The following is a 17,483-nucleotide window of genomic DNA, read 5'->3' as shown; positions in this document are numbered from 1 at the left end:
CCCCAGTCGTGTCAGTCGCGGGGATGCCGGCGCAGCAGGTACGTGTCCATGATCCAGCCCTTGCGCTCGCGGGCCTCGGCACGCAACCGCTCGATCCGGGGCGCGGCCTCGGCGAGCGGGCCGGAGACGAGGATCTCGTCCGGGGTGCCGATGTAGGCGCCCCAGTAGATGTCGACGTCCTCGTCCGTGTACCGCTGGAACGCCTGGTGGGCGTCGAGCATCACCACCACGTCGTCCACGCCCTCCGGGAAGCCCTCCGCGAGCCGCCGCCCCGTGGTGATCTGCACCGGCCGGGCGACCCGGTTGAGCCCCGTCCGGTGCCGGGCGACGAGCGCCGAGACGCTGCTGATGCCGGGCACGACGTCGTACGCGAACGCGACGGTGCCGCGCTCCAGCACCTCCTCCAGGATCGCCAGGGTGCTGTCGTACAGCGAAGGGTCGCCCCAGACCAGGAAGGCGCCGGTCTCCTCCTCGCCGAGCTCCTCGGCGATCAGCCGCTCGTAGATGCCGGCCCGGGCACTGCGCCAGTCCCCGACGGCGGGGGAGTAGGCCGCGCCGCCGGCGCTCCGATCCCGCTCCGGGTCACGCGCCTCGACGACCCGGTACGTCCCCTCCGTCAGATGCGCCTCCAGCATCTCCCGGCGCAGCCCGGTGAGGTCCGCCTTCACCTCGCCCTTGTCCAGGATGAAGAACACGTCCGTGCTCCGCAGTGCCTTGACCGCCTGGAGGGTGAGCTGGTCGGGGTCGCCCGCGCCGATACCGATGACATGAATCTTTCGCACGCCCCGAGTCTGCCGTACGTGTGGGGGCGGGGGTTCACCGCGTCCGTGGGGGAGGGCGGGGCTCGGGGGAAGATGTGGCTCGCTCACGGCGTCCGTACGCGAGGGGCGTGACGTCACCGCGACCCGGCTCAGCGCCCCGCGCCCGCTCCCCGAAGCCGGGGCGCCCGCGCCCCCGCGTCCACGGCCCGGCCGTCCCGCTCCACCTCCCGGGCCAGCTCCCGCGCCCAGTCGGCGACGGTCCCGACGTCGATGCCGTACGGCACGGTCCGCCCGGAGCCGGACACCCACGTCTCGGCCGCGCTCGCGCCCCGGCGCAGCAGCCGCGCTCCGCCCGTGAGATTGCCGCGGGCGGCGTGCGTCAGGCCCACGGCGAGCTGGGCGAGACCGCGCCACAGCTCCCGCTCCTCCTCGGGCCCCGACTTCCACGCGTCCTCGAAGACCTCGTGGGCGTGGAACGGCTTGCCCTCGTCCAGCAGCCGCTGCGCCTCCGCGACGGTCTCCTCCGGGGTGCGGACGACGCCCTCGGGCTGGCGGGGCACGCCGTCCGCGCCGTACGGCAGGGGCCGGCCGAGACCGTCCCGCGGCCGGGCGTTGCGCGCCCGGCCCTCACTGTCGCGGTCCCGCACGCCTCCCGGCTGACCCGAGCCGTCCGCACCGCCGCTGCCGTTTTCGTTGCCCGTGCTGTCCTCGTCGCGTGTGCTGCCCATACGCCGATTGTCCCGCCCGGGCCGCTTTCGGCGCGGCCAGGGGTGTGGGGTAAAGTGCTGTTCGCGCGATCACGCGGTTCACCGCGGGTGGCGCGCACCGGGACGTGGCGCAGCTTGGTAGCGCACTTGACTGGGGGTCAAGGGGTCGCAGGTTCAAATCCTGTCGTCCCGACGGTGCGGAAAGGCCTCCGCGGGCAGTCGCCCGCGGAGGCCTTTCCCATGCCCGAGGAATCAAGGCACCCGGTGCCCGTACAGCCAGTCCAGGCGGCGGTGGTACACGTGGGGAGCCAGTGTGCCGAGGAACCACAAAGGCACGTGGGCGAAGCGGCCGTCCTGGTGGAAGCGCCGGCCGTTCTCGCGTGACCCGGCCTGGACGCGTGCGGTGCGCGGTTGCCTGATCGCGGCGTACGAGCGCAGCGCCCGCGGAACGTCGCCGGGGCGTTCGAGTCCCTGTGCTTCGAGTCCCTGTGTTTCGAGCCGCTGTGCTTCGAGCCGGTCGGCGAGGACCTGTGCGTCCTCGATGGCCATGGTGGCGCCCTGGGCCAGGTAGGGCAGCATCGGATGGCAGGCGTCACCGAGGAGCGCGACCCGGCCGTCGGTCCAGTTCTCCAGGGGCTCGCGGTCGAACAGCGCCCAGCGGTAATGGGCGTCCGCCTCGCGCAGGACGGTGGTGACCGTGGGGTGCCAGCCCTCGAAATCGGCCAGGGCGTCCTGCCGGGTGCCGCGCTCGGTCCAGGACTCGCCCCGCCACGCGTCGCGCTCCACCACCGCCACGAGATTGGCCAGCGCCCCACCCCGGAGCCGGTAGGTGATCGCATGGCGTCCCTCGCCCACCCAGAGGCATGCGGTCGGCGGGGGCACGTCATGCCCCAGGCGTTCGACCGGGACGGTGACCCGCCAGGCGACGTGGCCGGTGAACCGGGGCTCGCCGGCCCCCAGCATCCGGTCGCGGATCACCGAGTGGATGCCGTCCGCCCCGACGAGCAGGCTGCCGCCGACCCGCTCGCCCGAGTCGAGCACCGCCGTGACCCGCTCCGGGTCCTGCTCGTAGCCCCGCACCGCCGACCCGGTGCGCAGGGTGATGTCCAGGCCGCTGTCGGCCGTCGCGGCGAGGAGGGCGTCGAGCAGGTCCGCGCGGTGGACGTGCAGGTAGGGGGCGCCCCACCGCCGTACGGCCGTCCCGGCCAGCTCGATGCGGAACACGCGCCGGCCGGAGCGGCCGAGGCGCATCTCGACCGCCTCGGGGCGGAACGTCGTGGGCAGCAGCCGGTCCAGCACGCCGAGGGAGCTCAGCACGCGCACCCCGTTGGGGCTGAGCTGGATGCCCGCGCCGATCTCCCCGATGGCCGCCGCCCGCTCCAGCACCGTCACGCGCCACCCGGTGCGGCCGAGCGCGAGCGCGGTGGTCAGCCCGCCGATACCGGCCCCGACGACGACCGCGTGTTTCGTGCTCCGGCGCGTTTCCACGCGTGTTTCCATACGTCCTCCCCCGTGAGGTGAATCGGATCGCCGCGGCCGTGCGGGCACTCCCGCAAGCGCTCGGCGCCGACCCCCACTGTCTCCCGGCCGACGGGGCGACGGGCAGGCGCGGACGCGCCACACCGTCGCGCCGGGAACCCCGGCCGGCCCGGAAACGTCCGGCGACGGACAGCCCCGGATGGTAGAAGCGGGCATGACCACTTCGCTTTCCGTCCCCCGCCCGGCCGGTGCCCGATGACGGCCGGCATCGACACCCCCGACCGCAGGGGCCGCACCGGACTCGACCGCACCGGCCGGGACCTGACCGGCAACCCCCGCGTCAAGGTGCGCGACGTCAAGCTCCTGTCCAGTCACTGGTACGTCGAACGGACCACGACCTTCGACTTCCGGCACGCCGACGGCACCTGGAGCACCCAGGAACGCGAGACGCACGACCGCGGCAACGGGGCGACCATGCTGCTGTACGACGCGGAACGCGAAACCGTCCTGCTCACCCGCCAGTTCCGCTTCCCCGTCTACGTCAACGGGCACCCCGACGGCATGCTCGTGGAGACACCGGGCGGCCTCCTCGACGACGATGACGAGCACCCGGAGATCGCGGTCCGGCGCGAGGTCGTGGAGGAGACCGGCCACACCATCGGCGAGGTCCGGCACGTCTTCGACGTCTACATGAGCCCCGGCTCGGTCACCGAACGCGTCAGCTTCTACGCCGCCGCCTACGGCCCGTCGACTCGCACCCACGAGGGCGGCGGCCTGGGCGAGGAGGGCGAGGACATCGAGATCCTCGAACTGCCCTTCCGCAGGGCCCTGGAGATGATCCGCACCGGGGAGATCGCCGACGCGAAGACGATCATGCTGCTGCAATGGGCGGCGTTGGAGGGGCCGTTCGCGACGTGAGGCCCTACTCCCGCGCGAACCGGTCGAGCAGGGCGTCCAGCCCCGCCGTCAGACCCTCCGGCCCACCGTGCTCGGCGAGCGCGGACGCCGTCTCCCGCAGCGTGGGCAGTTCCTGGGGCGACAGGCGGTGCAGTCCCATCCGGAAGGCGGGATCCGTCTCCTCGGGGTTGTCCACCATGGGGCGCAGCTCCACGGACACGTAACCGAGGAGCCAGGCGGTGAACGCCCGGAAGGCGGAAGCGGCACGGGCCTGGTCGAACCCCGCCTCGCGGAGCAGGGCGAGCACCCGCTCGTGGTCGCGCAGGACCGCGAGCGGCCGCCGGGCCAGCGGGACGGCGAGCATGCGCGTGGCGAGCAGCGGCACCGCCTGCGGATGGGCGAGGCAGACGTCGTACGTCGCGCGCGCGATGCGGTGGAGCTCACTGCGCCAGGCGTCCTCGGCCGCGGTCGGCGTTCCGGAATCCTCGGACAGGCGTTCCTCGAGTTCCAGGTAGAGGGCCTCGACCAGTCCGTCCAGGAGGGCGTCCTTGCCGGCCGCGTACCGGTAGAGCGCCATCGCCTCCACGCCGAGCTCCGCGCCGAGGCGGCGCATGCTCAGCGTGGAGAGACCTTCGCGGTCGACCAGCTCCAGGGCGACGGTCAGGACGCGTTCCCGGCTGAGCCTGCCATACTTCCCGCGGTCGCTGGCGCGCCGGGCCGGGTCGGAGGCAGCCCCGGCCTTCCCGCGGGCTCTGGCCCGTTCCTTGGCCATGCGTGGCCTCCTCACGTCGGCGCGTGCCCGCATTTCGCTGGGGCGACCTTACGTCTACCGCGTACCTGTACATCGTAAGTGGGTGCCCGGCATCGCCGTCTCGTCCCGAGATGCCCGCCTTGTTCGAACACCCTAGGATCGGAGCGTGGACGCCGGTGGTCTCCGCGTCGGCAGGAGATGGCTGTGAGCACATCCGTAGTCCTGATCCCCACGCCCGCGGGAGCCGTGCGGGTCACCGCCCCGGCGCCGCGCGGGACCTGGTGGGAGCTGGCCGAGGCCGACGCCTCGACCCGCGTCACCCAGACCCCGGCATGGCTGGACTGCGTCTGCGCGACGGGGCCGTACCGCGACGCCAGCCGGCTGTACGAATTCGAGGACGGCAGGAGGCTGCTGCTCCCCCTGGTGGCCCGACGGCAACGCCCGTCGTGGCTGGGCGAGGAGGAATCGTGGCCGGGGGAGTGGGGTATCGGGGGGCCGGTGTGCCCGGGACCCGTGGGATCGACGGAGGCCCGTGCGGTGTTCGACGACCTCGCGCGGCGACCGGCCAACCGGATCGGGGTGAGGTTCCGCCCCGGGGACGACGAGGCGTGGGCGCGCAGCGCGCCCGCGGACTTCCGCTCCGAGCCGCACACGGTCCACGTGCTGAACCTGGAGGGCGGCTTCGGCACGGTCTGGGAGCGTCGCTTCCACCAGGGCGTGCGACGGGGAGTCCGCCGCGCCGAGCGCTCCGAACTCGAGGTCGAGGTGGACCGGACCGGCCGTCTCGTCCCGGTCTTCTACGAGTTGTTCGAGCAGTCGATCGCGCGATGGGCCAAGCAGCAGCACGAGCCGCTGGCACTGGCCCGGTGGCGCAGGAAGCATGTCTTTCCCCGGCACCGGCTGGAGACCGTCGCCGACCGGCTGGGGGAGTCCTGCGCGACGTGGCTGGCCTGGCGCGCCGGGGAGCCCGCCGCCGCGATCGTCGTCCTGCGCCACGGCGGCCAGGCCTTGTTCTGGCGCGGCGCCATGAACCGGGAACTGGCTCACCCGACCCGGGCCAACCACCTGCTGCAGCGGCTGGCGATCGAGGACGCGTGCGCCGAGGGCTGCCGGCAGTACGACATGGGAGGGTCCCTCCAAGGTCCCTCCCTCGCCAGGTTCAAGGAGAGCTTCGGCACGGACGCCCTCTCGTCCCCGCGTTACGTCCGCGAGCGGCTTCCGCTCTACGCCGCCGATCGCGGCCTGCGCAAGGCCGTGAGGCGCGCGATCCGCTTCCAGGGGTACTGACCGCAGGCACCGGCGCCCGGCGATGACGCGGCTGCGGCCGTCAGTGAAGCCGATCGACCGCGTTGGCCGCCTTGACGGCGGCGCGGTGGACCGCCGGGTTGGCGCGGACCGCCGCACGAGCGGTGCGACCCGACGCCATCCGCGCCCGGCACAGCGCCGCCTTGGGCGTGCGCCGGGCGACGTACCCCTCGGTGACGGTCAGTTCCGCCGTCTTGAGGTCGTCCTTGTGGGTCCCGGCGCCCTTGCCCAGGTCGATGTGGTCGATGCCCCGCTCCGCGGCCGCCTCGGCGAGCTTGAGGTACAGCAGGATCCCGGGCGAGTACCGGGCGAACCGCTGGTCGTAGGCGGGGAACCAGCCGGCGAGCACCCGCCGCGACCGCAACTCGTAGCGCATGGCGACGGGCTCCTCGCCCGCGTACAGCACGGACAGGGTGCCCGAGCAGGACTCGGAGGGGAGGTCGAGGAGCTCCCGCAGAATCGCCTGGAACCACTCCTGGGACAGCAGGTCCCGGCGCCCCTTCGCGCGCAGCTGGGCCGACTTCCAGCGGATCAGGGTGTCCAGCAGCAGGGGCTCGGGCGCGTGGAAGACCAGACGGACCGGGCCCGCTTCGCGGCTCAGCTTGCGCTCCTTCTGCCGCGCGGCCTTGAGGAACTTGCGCGGGAGGCTGTCGAGGTAGGCGCCGTGATCGCCGTTCAGCTCCATGATGGGCGAGGCGGCCCGGGCGCGGGGCGTGCCCGCGGCCTCGAAGGGCGTCTGTCCCGCGGCGAGATGGTCGTACTCCCATACCGCGAGATCACACGCCCGGAGCAGCTCCACCGGATCCCATGCGAATCCCGGCTCGTGGACCAGGCCCTGGCAGTCGCAGAACCCGGAGCCGATGGGCTTGCCGGAGCCGAGGGCATGCCGTTCGAAGGGGAAGAACCCGACGGTACGCGCGCCCTGCGGGCCGGCCGTGGTGAGCCGGGCCACCCGGGCGGTCGCACGCTGGTGCCCGACCGCCAGGGTGAACTCGGCAGACAGGAAGGGGTTGGCCAGTGCCGGGTCGGCCTGCTGCATGGCGCGCCAGGAGCCGATGTCGGCAGCGGTCAGCTCGTCGGGCCGGAGGACCGTGACGTCCATCGCGATCACCTCAGTTGTAGCGGGAGATCACCGTGGCGTAGTCCGCGAGTGAGGAACCCGGGGTGCCGTCGTAGAGGTTCTTCCCGAACGCCCACATCAGCCCCCGGAGTCCGCAGCTCTTCATCTGGTGGGCCGCGTCGGCCATGACGCCGGGGTAGTAGGGGCTCACGTGGATCCCGGCGCTTTCCCCGTTCAACTGGGTGAAGCCGTATCGCCGCGCGATGCGGCTGATCCAGCGCATCGACGACCAGTCGGCCTGCACCTGGGGGGACGGGGACAGGACGTTGACCCGGTGGTCGTCGGAGGAGCAGCCGTTGTTCTTCGGCTTTCCGGTGCCGTCGACCAGGGAGGTCGGCACGATCTGCACGTTCCGGCGGTCGCGGATGTAGCCCAGGGTGTTGTAGAAGCCCGCCCCGAGGGCGACCAGTCGGGAGTCGGCCGTCGCCCGCAGGTGCTGGTCGACGGCGCGTTCGAAGCGCCGCGGGTAGTAGCCGGTGCCCGGCACGAGGACCTTGAGGAAGCCGTTGTAGCCCAGCGACTTGTAGTGCCTGATCTGCCAGTTCACGACGTCGGACAGGGCCCGCAGGTACCAGTCGTGCCAGCGGCGGACCTGGGCCTCGGTGAACGCCTTCCCCTGGTAGGAGCGCTGGCCCGGTTTCCAGCCGGGGTACGGGTTCGCGGCGACGGTGGGCGGCCGCCCCGCCGGGGTCCGGCTCTGGGCGTTCCTGTCGTACGCCCAGTAGTACGTGTTCCCGCTCGCGCGATCGGGGCCGCCGGTGGGGTAGGTGAACTCGCCGGAGGAGCTGACCACGACCCGGACGGCCCAGAAGTTCTCGAGCCCGATGACCTGGTCGAGCCGGTCGACATAGCGCTGTGCCTTCTCGCGCACGGTCTGGCTGAAGACCATGTTGGGGGTCTCCGCGATGCGTTCCCCGTGCTGGTTCACGTAGGCGGCTTCGGGATACGTCTCGTAGAGCCAGTCCGGCGCGCGGTTCAGGCCGAGGTTCACCTCGACGAGCAGTCCCGCCTTCTGGAACCGGCTCAGCTCCCGTTTGACGCTTTCCAGGTACCGGGCGGAGTACTCGCCCTCCCGGATCTCGTACTCGTCCCAGGAGATCTGCATCTCGGCGACCTGGAGGCCCATGCTCCGCTCCGTGCGCGCCTTGTCGGGCAAGCTCTGCAGGGTGCCGAAGTAGTAGGTCGAGCGATCGTCGTCCTGGGGGGCTCGGACGCAGGCCACGGCGAGGAGGACGGCGGCGATGATGCCGATGTGCTTCCGGTAGCGCGCCGTCTGGCCGACCGCGCGCCGTACGGCGTCTCGACGTGCCGGGTTCACGCCAAGGCCTCCTTGTACAAACGTTCGTACTGCGCTCGGAAACGGTCGGGGCCGAACAACTCCTCCACCGTGGCACGCCCGAGCCTCGCCTGCATCTCCCACTGGCGCGGCCGCTCGAGCAGCCGCGCCAGCAGCTCACCCGTTCGGTGCCGGTCCCCGACAGGAGCGCGCGACGCGGCGTCCCCCAGCCCGGCGAACTGGGGGAGGTCGCTGAGGATCACCGGCCGTCCCGTGGCCAACGCTTCCAGTACGACGAACGGCACGTCCGCCTTCCCGCCCAGCTGCCGCGGGGGGAAGAGCAGGACGTCCGTCGCCCCCAGCAGCCCCGGCATGTCGGGGACGTGGCCCTGGACGTCGACCTCGGGGAGCCCCTCCCGGGCCGCCAGGGTGCGCAGCTCTGCCTCCAGCGCTCGCTCGTCCTGCCCCGGCCGGGCCCTCATGGCCAGCACCAGACGGAACCGGGCCCCTCGGCGATGGGCCTCCGCCGCCGCGGTGACGGCCTCCCGGGCGCCGCCCTGCGGGTCGTGGTGACCGGCGAACAGGACCACGGGAGGGCTTCCGGTGGTCCGCGGGCGCCACGGCCAACGGTCCAGGGGGATCGTCGGCGGAATCACCCGGACGTCGCCGAACCCCGCCGACCGCAGCTGTCCGGCCGTGGCCTCCGACAGGGCGACCGTCGTCCCGAGCGGCCGGGCCCGCTCCAGCAGACCGGCGTCCATCACCCCGGGCACCGTGTGGATGACCGGGCCGCCACCGAGCAGACCCCGACGCAGCCGGGAGAACAACGGGTACGTCCCCCCGATCGTCAGGACCGCGTGCACCAGGTCCGTGCGGCGGGCGAGGACGCCTCCGGCAAGGGCCACCTGGAGCCGCTCCGGAACGTGGGGGGCACCGTCGCGCGACACGATCGGGATGCCCTTGCCGCGCGTCGGCCCGCGCGATCCGCGCGACGGCCACCGCGTGAACCACAGGAAGTCCCGGTCCGGCATGCAGTCGGCGATCGACGCGGCCAGCCGGGTGTCGGCTCCCGCCCCGCCCTCGTACGGACAGCTGGTGAAGAGCAGGACGCGACTGCGTGCCGAGCGGCTAGCCATCGCGACCGTCCACCGGCGACGCCGGCGGCACCGGCACCCGGTACAGCTCGACCGTGCCGTACGTGCGGCCGTGGAACGAGAAGAGCAGTGCGCCCTGCTGGGTGAGCTGCCGCGCCTCGCCCGGCGTGAACGTGGAGATGTTGTGCTCGACGATCCGCCACGGCACGACGACGTAGGCCACGTGCTCCCGCGCCCGCTCCTGCGGCGTGAACCACTTGCCCATGCGATAGCGGTCCTCAAGGAGCAGGCTCGCCGAGCCGCTCATGGACGTGATCGCGCTGCCCGCGGGCACGTGCTCCACCATGTACTGCCGCAGTCGCTCGTACCCGTCGTCGGGCTCCGAGGTGGCGCCCGCGTAGGTGAACCCGGACCACGCCAGGGTCAGCGCCAGCAGGGAGACCGTCGCGACGCGCGAGACGGGGCCGCGGCGCCGGCGCTCGACCCGCCGCTCCCACAGCAGGTGGGCCCTCATCGCCACGATCACGATCGTCGGCACGATCAGCAGGTACAGCTGCTGTTCCTCCAGCGTGCCCTTGACCACGGCGTAGGCGAGGGCGATGGCCGCCGACACGTACCACAGGCCCAGCAGGCGCTGCGGCGGACTGCCGCGACGCAGGAACGGCACCACGGCCACGACGGCCAGGGCGAGGAGCGCGTAGGTGCTGCCGAAGTTCGACAGCTCCTCGGTGAGGCGCTGGTTGAGGGACGGCGTCTTCGCGGAGTTGAAGCCGGTCTCCTGTGCCATGCCCAGCAGCCGTCTGATGCCGTGGGTCTTGTTCCCCCACAGGTCGTCGAAGTGGCCCGCCCATGCCACGACGCCGACGTAGATCGCGTACGGGACGGTCGCCATCGCGGCGGTGAACAACGGCACCGACCGCCGCTTCGGCCAGACGAATCGCGCCGCGACGATCAGGGGCACCACGGTGATGAGGGCCGCCACGTCCTTCGTCAGGATGCCGACGCCGAACAGCAGCCCGGCGGCGGCGGCCCGCCGGCGCCACCTGATCCCCGTGGCCCGCTGGGCCAACGGCAGCAGCACCAGGAAGCCCAGCACCACCCAGAGCATCGTCGACGTCTCGATGAGCACCCGCTGGTTGATCCGCAGGATGTACGGGTCGAAGGCGAAGACCGTGGCCACGGCGACGGCGACCGTCGTGGACTTGGTGACGCGGACCATCAGAAGTACCAGTGCCACGGCGGTGAGGCCGGCGAGCACGGCGTTCAGGGAACGCATCTGGTACACCCCGGAGACGACGTCCGCCGGCGCGCCGAACAGCCGCTCCCAGCCGCCCTCGATGTAGAAGAAGCCGGGCGGGTGGAGCCAGAACGTGCCCCCGTGGTCCCGGGGGAAGCCCCCGTGGGCCACGGAGTGGCCGAATCGCCAGTAGAAGACCTCGTCGCCGAAGACGTCCGGCCCCTGGCCCCAGCCGATCAGCCGGACCACCACGGTGAGGAGGCCGCCGGCGCCGGCCACCGCCCAGAGCGGTACCGCGCGCAGCCACGCCACCGACATCGGCAGAGCCCTGCTCATGACAGCCATGGCGCGCCCCCGTTCGGTCGGCCGTTCGCCCGCTCGCCGTCGGCGAGCAGATAGGTCTCCGGCACCATCGGGATGCGGCCACCGGGGAAGAGCGCCCGGGCCTGCGAGCCGTAGCCGCGCACCAGCGCCGACTTGGCGGCGAGCTCCCGCGACCACTCGACCTCGATCAGGGAGGCCCGGTCGACGAAGCCCGGGTCGAGGCGGTGCCGCTGGTTGTAGGGGAAGTCGCTGTAGTAGATCACCGGTTCACCGCTGAGTTCGGCGGCGGTCCGCACCAGCACGTGGTCCACGTGTCCGCCCACTCCGCAGGGCGCCAGCAGGACCGGACGCGGCGGGGCCGCCAGCTCCTGGAGCAGCGCCAGCATGCGGCCCAGGGTGCGGGCGTCGTGCCGGGAGACCCGGCCCGTGGCGATGTGCAGCCGGTACGTCGGATAGACGTGCGCCACCTCGGGCAGCACCCGGCGCACCCGGCCCGGGCTCCGGCCCGGCGCCCCGGACTTGCGCCGGAACAGACCGTCGACCAGCCCGAGGTGCAGCCAGGCCGCGCCGAGCCGAGCGAGGACTTCCCGGTCCTCGGCACGCCGCCGCCGGTACAGGCGCTCGGCGTCGGGCTGTCCGACCTGCCGCAGGTACTGCCGCCCCGAGAACGTGTAGGGCGGGGCGCCGGACTCCGTGAAGAAGGTCACCACCCGCACCTGTGTGCGCCCCATCGCGTGCGTCATCAGCGCACCGCAGGACAGGACCGCGTCGTCCAGATGCGGGGAGAGCACGACCAGTGGTGTGCCCGCCTCGATCACGGCGGTGAGTGGATCGGCCCTCATGACGCCGCCTCCTCTCGTTCCGCTTCCCGCGGGGTCGCCTCGGCCGTACTCCTGGGCGGACCGGGGGCGTCCAGCAGCCGCTGGACGAGGGTGAGGTACTGACCGGCCGTGCGCTCCCACGAGAACCACTGCGCGGCCTCGTACGCCAGGCGCCCCAGCCGCCGGCGCCTCTCCTCGTCCCTCGCGAGAGCGCACAACTGCCGTGCCAGGGCGTCCACGTCGAAGGCGGGGACGGGGACATTCCCGCCGCCGTCCATCCACCGCAGGGTGGGCAGATCGAAGTGCACCACCGGCTTGCCGTACGCCATGCTCTCCAGCGCCACGATGCCGAACGCCTCGCCGCGCGAGGGCAGCACGGTGAAGGCGCAGCCCTCCAGGAACCGGTGCTTGTCGGAGCCCGTCACCTCACCGATCCAGCGGGCCTCGGCGCCCGTCGCGCTGAGCAGTCCGACGAGCTTGGCCTCCTCGCCGGGGGCGCCCGCACCGGCCAGCAGCAGGGGCATCGGCGGCGAGCCCCCGGCGTGGGCGGCGAGGAGGAGGTCCAGCCCCTTGGTCCAGACGTCCACGCGCCCCAGGAAGGCGATGTAGTCGCCGTCGCCGATCCGCTCCGGCCTGACGGGCGGCCGCTCGATGCCGTTGGGGATCAGGTGGGTGACCGTCCGGGGGGAATGCCGGCGGACGGTGGCGCCGTCCGCCTCGTTGAGGACGACGACGTCCTCGTAGAACCGCAGGCCGAACCGCTCGACCAGGAAGAACGGAAGGTGGTACTTGCGTGACATGGCGGCACCGCTGAGCGACTGGGCGAGTCCCACCACCCGGCTCCGGGAGTACAGCGGGAGGAAACTCGTGGAGAAAGGCGGCGTGAAGCTCTCCAGCCACAGGTCGTGCGACAGCCGGCGCGCCATGAGCGGCAGCACCGCGTGATAGAGGAGTTGCCCGAAGCGCGGTCCGGCCCAGCCCAGCGGGATCCGGCGGTACCGCACACCGTCGCGGGTCTCGCTGCCGCCGTGCGCCGCCACCGTGATGACCGTGACCCGGTGGGTCTCGGCGAGGCGGCGGGCGACCTTGTAGACGAGCAACGCGCCGCCGCCGCGGTAGTGCGGGTTGTGGAGGTCGTCGAAGGTGGAGATCACCACGTGCTTCCTGCCGTCGGCCGAGTCGCCGGGCGGTTCGGCCGTGCTCTCCGGCGTGCGCTGCCGCGCCAGCACCCGCCGCATGGCCTCGGCGGCGACCGTGGCGGGCGGGGCGGCGGCGTCCACCACGTCCGCGTCAGGCGGCCGCGAGGCCCAGCGCCGGTAGCGGTCCCGGAGGTCCGCCAGCGGACCGATCGCGAACACGCCGTCGCGTTCCGCGAGTACCTCAGGCTCCGCGTCGAGGAGCAGGGTGACGTGACAGAACCTCGACAGCCGGGTGAGGACGGCCGCCAGCGCCGAGTGGGGCACGGGGTCGAACTTGACGAGAGCGTCGAGCGGGCCGCGATCGGTCACCACCGCGCTGGGCCGTCCCCGGCCCGTGAGACGTGCCCGCGCGGTGGCCTGCGCGAGGCGGACGGCGAGTTCCGCCGCGTCCAGCCAGCCGTGCAGCCGGCCGACCAGCGTGCCGGCAGCCGAGGTGAACGACCGGCGCGGCGCGGGGGAGGCGGTGTACCGCGACCGCAGCCGCTCGGGCAGGCGCCGGCAGATGACACAGCCGTAGCAGTACGGGGTCGCCACGGCGTACCCGTGACCGCGCAGGCTCGTCGCCACACGTCCGGCCAGGGACGACTTCCCGGCGCCGTCCGGACCGGACACACAGACCAGCAGGGTGCGACGCTTCATCAGGCGAACCTCCCCCGGCTCTTGGCGACCACGAGCGGCACCCGCAGGGCAGCCTCTCGCGCCGCGACGGTCGTGCGTCCGTTCCGCAGGAGGTGGAGCGCGTGCTCGGCGCCCACGCGGAGGGACGCGGTGGCCGGGAGCGGTACCGGAAGCCTGATCAGCGTCCCGCGGTCCAGCTCGCCTATCGCCTCGTCCGCGACGACGAGTGCCCGGGCACAGCCGGTGAGCCATCCCTCGCGCGCCGCCTCCCGCCGCGCGTCCTCCACGAGGTCCGGCAGGAGCAGGTCCCGCAGCGCGACCAGCTCCGACAGGTCGAGGGAGAGATTCTGGAACAGGCCGTGAGCCAGCCAGATGCGCAGTTCGTCCGCCGGATGGGGCGCCAGCCAGGCGCCTGCGTCGGGACAGGCCCGATCGAAGAGCCGGCGGGTGGACATCACGGGCACACCGAACCACGACACGCCGGTGTGCAGATGGACCGAGGGGCCGCGCCGCGGTTCCAGCAGCACCTTCGTGGACCGCTCCAGCCAGTACGTCGAACGGTCGACGTACCAGCCCTGGAGGACGTCGCACGCGGCCTGCCAGCGCCCGTCCGGCACCACGAGATCGAAGTCGCCGCACGCGTGGCCGTTCTCCCGGCCCCGTTTGATGAGCACCGTGGGGATGCCGGCGGCGCGCAGGCGGTCGGTGACCTCGCCCAGGTTCTCCCGGAACAGCTCGTTCGCGGTGTCCACCTCGGCCACGACGTCCGCCAACTGCCGGGGGTAGGCCCGCGCGAGGCGGCCCTCCACCTGGTTGTCGCGCGCGAGCGGCAGCGCGCGCCGCAGTGCGGCATCGCCGGCCGGCCGCGGCGTTTCGCGCCAGACGGCGTCCACGAGGAGGCGGCCGGGCCGCACTTCGGTACCGCTGGTGCGGACCTTCGAATGTTCCGCCGATGCGTGGATCATGGCTGTTCCTGACTGGTGGGTGGTCAACTCCACAGGCGGCTCCTCCGCCGGGCCGTGGGCGTTGGTGCGGCGCAGGAAGCGCTCCACGGTGCGCAGGCCGATGACCGTCGCGGCGATCAGCCACGCCAGTGGATACGGGTGCAGCAGCACCAGCACTCCCGCGAGCAGCAGCGGTTCCAGGAGGGGCATCCGGCTGAGGGGTGCCGTCCCCCGGCTGCGGACGAGCCGGTGGACCAGGAGGGCGAGCGCTCCGACGCCGCCCACCGCTCCGCCGATCGCCATGCCGCGCACGCCGCCGATCTGCCAGCCCGCCAGGAGGCTGAGGGTGTAGCCCACCAGGCCGACGACCTGGTGGCGCGCACAGGCGTAGTCGTCCGCGGCCTGGAAGAAGGTGACGATGAGGTTGATCGTGCCGAGAGCGAAGCCCGTGATCGCCGTGAAGGCGATCAGGGCGCTCATCATGCTGTAACCGGCGGGGAAGATCGTGGTCAGCACCGCGGCCGGCGCGGTGGCGACGGTGACGGCGAGCGGCAGGGAGGCGATGACGTACATCCGCACGGCGCTGGCGCTGAGCGAGCTGTCGACCAACCGCCGGGACAGCGCCGGGAAGAACGCTATGGACACCGCGGAGGCCACGAACAGCGGCACCCGCGACAGCGTGACGCTCGACTGGTAGCTCGCGGCGGCGGCCCGGTCGGCGGGCAGCACGGTCACCAGGACCACGTCGATCGCGACCATCAGCGCGACCAGCCCCTGCACTCGCGCGATGCCGAACGCGCGGCGCCACAGGTCCCGGTTGGCCGAGGCGCTCTGCCAGGCCCGCCCGGCGCCTCGCCGCAGTGCCGGCCACCACAGCAGGAACGGCAGCAGGGCCACCCCGAAGGCCGCCAGCGCTCCGGTGTCGCTCAGCCCGAGGACCAGCACCAGGGCCACGCCGATCATCGTCTTCAGCACGACTTCGGCCACACCCAGCAGAGACAGCGTCCGCATGCGCTCCTCGCCCTGGAGCCGGCCGACGGGCACCGACGTCACGTAGCAGCAGAACGTGGTCAGGGCCAGCGCCAGCGTGGTCGCGGGGCCGGCGAACCCGATGGCCACGCCCGCGACGATGCCGGCGGCGACGAAGCCCGCTCCCGTGCTGGTGATGATCGCGAACCGGGTGGCGTCGCTGCGCTCCGCGTCCGACCCCGCGCGGGCCAGCGCCTGCGCCAGCACCCAGGGGATCGTCACCCTCGCCACGGTCACCGCGCTCAGCAGCAGCCCCGCGCCGGCCGCGAACACCGCGTACGAACCGACGTCCAGCAACCTCGTCAGGAGCAGCGCGTACCCGTAGTTCACGACGCCGACGACCACGACCGACGCGGTGATCCAGCGCGCGCCGTGCGCCGCCGTCGCCACGTCGGGGCGTGCCGTCGGCCGGTGCGTCGTCGCCGTGCGCAGGGCGGTCATGCGGGATCCCGCCGATCCAGGGTGCCCGGCCCGGGGCCGGTCGGTGTCGGTGCCGCCCACGCCGCGTCCACGTCGCTCGTATCGGGGCGTACGAGTTGTTCCCGCCGGTGTGCCAGCCGGACGACGGCCTCCTCGACGCCCAGCCGCCGCAGCGCCTGGAACGCACGCAGTTCGTCGCAGCCGTCCAGCATCACCTGGAAGGTGTCTCCGCGCCGGTCCCACCGGTCGGTCTCCCGCAGGAGGGACCTCAGGACGCGCTCGACGTCGTCGCCGTCGCGGGCGCGGAACTGCGTGAAGACCGTGAGATCACTGGTGCGGCGGCGGGATCGGCGGTGCCGGCGGACGCGCCGGGACTCCTCCAGCACCACCCGGGCGAGCCGGTCGGCGCTGTCGTCCCAGGAGAACCGCGAGCTCCAGGCGACGCAGCGCCGCGCCGTCCGCTCGCGGATGCCGGCATCGCCCAGTTCGGTGAGCGCCGTGGCGATTCCCTCGGTCAAGGCCGACTCGGTGGGGATCAGCCAGCCGTTGTACCCGTGCTGGACGGCGTCACGCAGGCCGGGAACGTCGAAGGCGAGCGCGGGCGTTCCCATGGAGTTCGCCTCGATGACGGTCAGGCCCCAGCCCTCGGCGACGGAGGGCACGACGGTGAGCCACGCCCGGCCGAGCAGCACCCGTTTCCGCTCCTCGCTGACATGGCCGTGGAATTCGACGGCCCTGTCGAGACCGAGTGCGGAGGCGAGCGTGCGCAGCTTCGGCAGTTCGGTGCCGTCACCGGCGAGGTCGATGCGCAGGTCGGGCCAGCGCCGCCGGAGCTCGGGGAGGGCCCGGAGCAGCAGATCCACCCGCTTCTGCGGTGTCATGCGGCTGACCACGGTGATCGTCGGCGTCTCGGCGCGGGCGACGCGCGTCGGGTGCGGCCTGGGGCTGCCGTTGGGCACGAGGTAGATGGGGTTCGTGAAGCCCAGTTCCGCGCGCACGCCCTGGCGGGTGGAGGGGGACACGGCGACGATCGCGCGCCCGCGGTAGACCCAGCGGCTGATCTGCTTCTCGAGGAGTCGCCCGACGCTGTTCACGGGCCATGGGAAGAACAGGTCGAACTGCTTCTGGTGGATGTGGTGGATCACGCAGATGTCCGCGGTCCAGCGGGGCGTGAACAGCGGTGAGAAGAAGGGGATGCCGTTCTGGAAGTCGACGATGGCGTCGTAGGTGTGACGGTTCCTCAGCAGGTGGGCGGCAGCGGCGGGGTAGACGCCGAACGTGCCCCCGCCCCGCAGGACGCGAACGCCGTCGGCCGACTCGCTCTTCGGTGAGCCGGGGAAGCGGGCGGCGAAGAAGGTCACGCGCGCGCCCGCGCGGGCCAGCCGTCGCGCGATCTCGTAAGCGTAGGCCTCCGCGCCCCCGGCCTGGGGATGTGCCGGGTCACGCCAGTTCAGGACCAGGATGTTCGTGCGAGCAATGTGCTCAAGAGCAGACATCAACA

Annotated in this window: 14 protein-coding genes and 1 tRNA gene; 3 read left to right on the top strand and 12 right to left on the bottom strand. The window is 72.6% G+C overall.

The genetic code is table 11. The features are described 5' to 3' along the window. Window positions 1–11: 11 nt before the first annotated feature. Complete coding sequence (cobF, locus tag ABZ948_RS17880) at window positions 12–782, bottom strand: precorrin-6A synthase (deacetylating) (protein WP_359760571.1); 771 nt, start codon at window positions 780–782, stop codon at window positions 12–14. 128 nt (window positions 783–910) lie between these two features. Further along, entirely contained in the window at window positions 911–1,489 is a 579-nt protein-coding gene (locus ABZ948_RS17875; RefSeq protein ID WP_359760569.1) for a DUF309 domain-containing protein, read from the bottom strand. Between the two features lie 98 nt (window positions 1,490–1,587). Between ABZ948_RS17875 and ABZ948_RS17870 the strand changes: the two genes are divergently transcribed. Then, window positions 1,588–1,661 (top strand) — tRNA-Pro (locus ABZ948_RS17870). A gap of 59 nt (window positions 1,662–1,720) precedes the next feature. Here the strand turns inward: ABZ948_RS17870 and ABZ948_RS17865 are convergent. Beyond that, on the bottom strand, window positions 1,721–2,956 hold the full coding sequence (locus ABZ948_RS17865; RefSeq protein ID WP_359760568.1) for an FAD-dependent monooxygenase: 1,236 nt from the start codon (window positions 2,954–2,956) through the stop codon (window positions 1,721–1,723). 246 nt (window positions 2,957–3,202) lie between these two features. Between ABZ948_RS17865 and ABZ948_RS17860 the strand changes: the two genes are divergently transcribed. Continuing rightward, window positions 3,203–3,865 (top strand): NUDIX domain-containing protein, encoded by a 663-nt coding sequence (locus tag ABZ948_RS17860; RefSeq protein WP_359760566.1) that lies wholly within the window; start codon window positions 3,203–3,205, stop codon window positions 3,863–3,865. Between the two features lie 4 nt (window positions 3,866–3,869). Here the strand turns inward: ABZ948_RS17860 and ABZ948_RS17855 are convergent, their stop codons facing one another. Next, window positions 3,870–4,616 carry a TetR/AcrR family transcriptional regulator gene (locus tag ABZ948_RS17855; protein ID WP_359760564.1) on the bottom strand — a complete coding sequence of 249 codons (747 nt, stop codon included), beginning with the start codon at window positions 4,614–4,616 and terminating at the stop codon, window positions 3,870–3,872. Between the two features lie 183 nt (window positions 4,617–4,799). Here ABZ948_RS17855 and ABZ948_RS17850 point away from each other — a divergent pair, with 183 nt between their 5' ends. Then, the gene (locus tag ABZ948_RS17850; RefSeq protein WP_359760562.1) at window positions 4,800–5,882 is read left to right on the top strand and encodes a GNAT family N-acetyltransferase; all 1,083 of its coding nucleotides are present in this window, start codon (window positions 4,800–4,802) and stop codon (window positions 5,880–5,882) included. 40 nt (window positions 5,883–5,922) lie between these two features. On the opposite strand, the gene ABZ948_RS17845 is transcribed toward ABZ948_RS17850, so the two are convergent. The 8 genes from ABZ948_RS17845 to ABZ948_RS17810 are packed head-to-tail and all read right to left on the bottom strand — an operon-like array spanning window position 5,923 to window position 17,478. Then, window positions 5,923–7,002, bottom strand: coding sequence for a GNAT family N-acetyltransferase (locus ABZ948_RS17845; protein ID WP_359760560.1), 1,080 nt, complete (start codon window positions 7,000–7,002; stop codon window positions 5,923–5,925). Window positions 7,003–7,012: 10 nt separating this feature from the next. Beyond that, complete coding sequence (locus ABZ948_RS17840) at window positions 7,013–8,338, bottom strand: beta-galactosidase (protein ID WP_359760558.1); 1,326 nt, start codon at window positions 8,336–8,338, stop codon at window positions 7,013–7,015. Then, window positions 8,335–9,432 (bottom strand): glycosyltransferase family 4 protein, encoded by a 1,098-nt coding sequence (locus tag ABZ948_RS17835; protein WP_359760556.1) that lies wholly within the window; start codon window positions 9,430–9,432, stop codon window positions 8,335–8,337. Before ABZ948_RS17835 ends, ABZ948_RS17840 begins: the two co-directional genes overlap by 4 nt. Continuing rightward, complete coding sequence (locus tag ABZ948_RS17830) at window positions 9,425–10,963, bottom strand: ArnT family glycosyltransferase (protein WP_359760554.1); 1,539 nt, start codon at window positions 10,961–10,963, stop codon at window positions 9,425–9,427. The genes ABZ948_RS17835 and ABZ948_RS17830 overlap by 8 nt, the downstream gene beginning before the upstream one ends. Beyond that, entirely contained in the window at window positions 10,960–11,793 is an 834-nt protein-coding gene (locus tag ABZ948_RS17825) for a PIG-L deacetylase family protein (RefSeq protein WP_359760552.1), read from the bottom strand. Before ABZ948_RS17825 ends, ABZ948_RS17830 begins: the two co-directional genes overlap by 4 nt. After that, complete coding sequence (locus tag ABZ948_RS17820) at window positions 11,790–13,610, bottom strand: glycosyltransferase (RefSeq protein ID WP_359760551.1); 1,821 nt, start codon at window positions 13,608–13,610, stop codon at window positions 11,790–11,792. The genes ABZ948_RS17825 and ABZ948_RS17820 overlap by 4 nt, the downstream gene beginning before the upstream one ends. Then, window positions 13,610–16,003: a lipopolysaccharide biosynthesis protein gene (locus tag ABZ948_RS17815; protein ID WP_359760549.1), complete on the bottom strand. Its 2,394-nt coding sequence runs from the start codon at window positions 16,001–16,003 to the stop codon at window positions 13,610–13,612. Before ABZ948_RS17815 ends, ABZ948_RS17820 begins: the two co-directional genes overlap by 1 nt. Next, entirely contained in the window at window positions 16,000–17,478 is a 1,479-nt protein-coding gene (locus ABZ948_RS17810) for a glycosyltransferase family 4 protein (protein ID WP_359760547.1), read from the bottom strand. Before ABZ948_RS17810 ends, ABZ948_RS17815 begins: the two co-directional genes overlap by 4 nt. Window positions 17,479–17,483 lie beyond the last annotated feature (5 nt).

Origin of the sequence: Streptomyces olindensis, assembly GCF_040645895.1 — a bacterium.
Classification (GTDB): Bacteria; Actinomycetota; Actinomycetes; order Streptomycetales; family Streptomycetaceae; genus Streptomyces; species Streptomyces olindensis.
This window is presented reverse-complemented; position numbering and strand designations above follow the sequence as displayed.

Coding starts and splice junctions, on each gene's coding strand:
- ABZ948_RS17875 (WP_359760569.1), bottom strand. CDS start 1,489: ATGGGCAGCACACGCGACGAGGACAGCACGGGCAACGAAAACGGCAGC.
- ABZ948_RS17835 (WP_359760556.1), bottom strand. CDS start 9,432: ATGGCTAGCCGCTCGGCACGCAGTCGCGTCCTGCTCTTCACCAGCTGT.
- ABZ948_RS17845 (WP_359760560.1), bottom strand. CDS start 7,002: ATGGACGTCACGGTCCTCCGGCCCGACGAGCTGACCGCTGCCGACATC.
- ABZ948_RS17810 (WP_359760547.1), bottom strand. CDS start 17,478: ATGTCTGCTCTTGAGCACATTGCTCGCACGAACATCCTGGTCCTGAAC.
- ABZ948_RS17815 (WP_359760549.1), bottom strand. CDS start 16,003: ATGACCGCCCTGCGCACGGCGACGACGCACCGGCCGACGGCACGCCCC.
- ABZ948_RS17830 (WP_359760554.1), bottom strand. CDS start 10,963: ATGAGCAGGGCTCTGCCGATGTCGGTGGCGTGGCTGCGCGCGGTACCG.
- ABZ948_RS17820 (WP_359760551.1), bottom strand. CDS start 13,610: ATGAAGCGTCGCACCCTGCTGGTCTGTGTGTCCGGTCCGGACGGCGCC.
- ABZ948_RS17825 (WP_359760552.1), bottom strand. CDS start 11,793: ATGAGGGCCGATCCACTCACCGCCGTGATCGAGGCGGGCACACCACTG.
- ABZ948_RS17860 (WP_359760566.1), top strand. CDS start 3,203: ATGACGGCCGGCATCGACACCCCCGACCGCAGGGGCCGCACCGGACTC.
- ABZ948_RS17855 (WP_359760564.1), bottom strand. CDS start 4,616: ATGGCCAAGGAACGGGCCAGAGCCCGCGGGAAGGCCGGGGCTGCCTCC.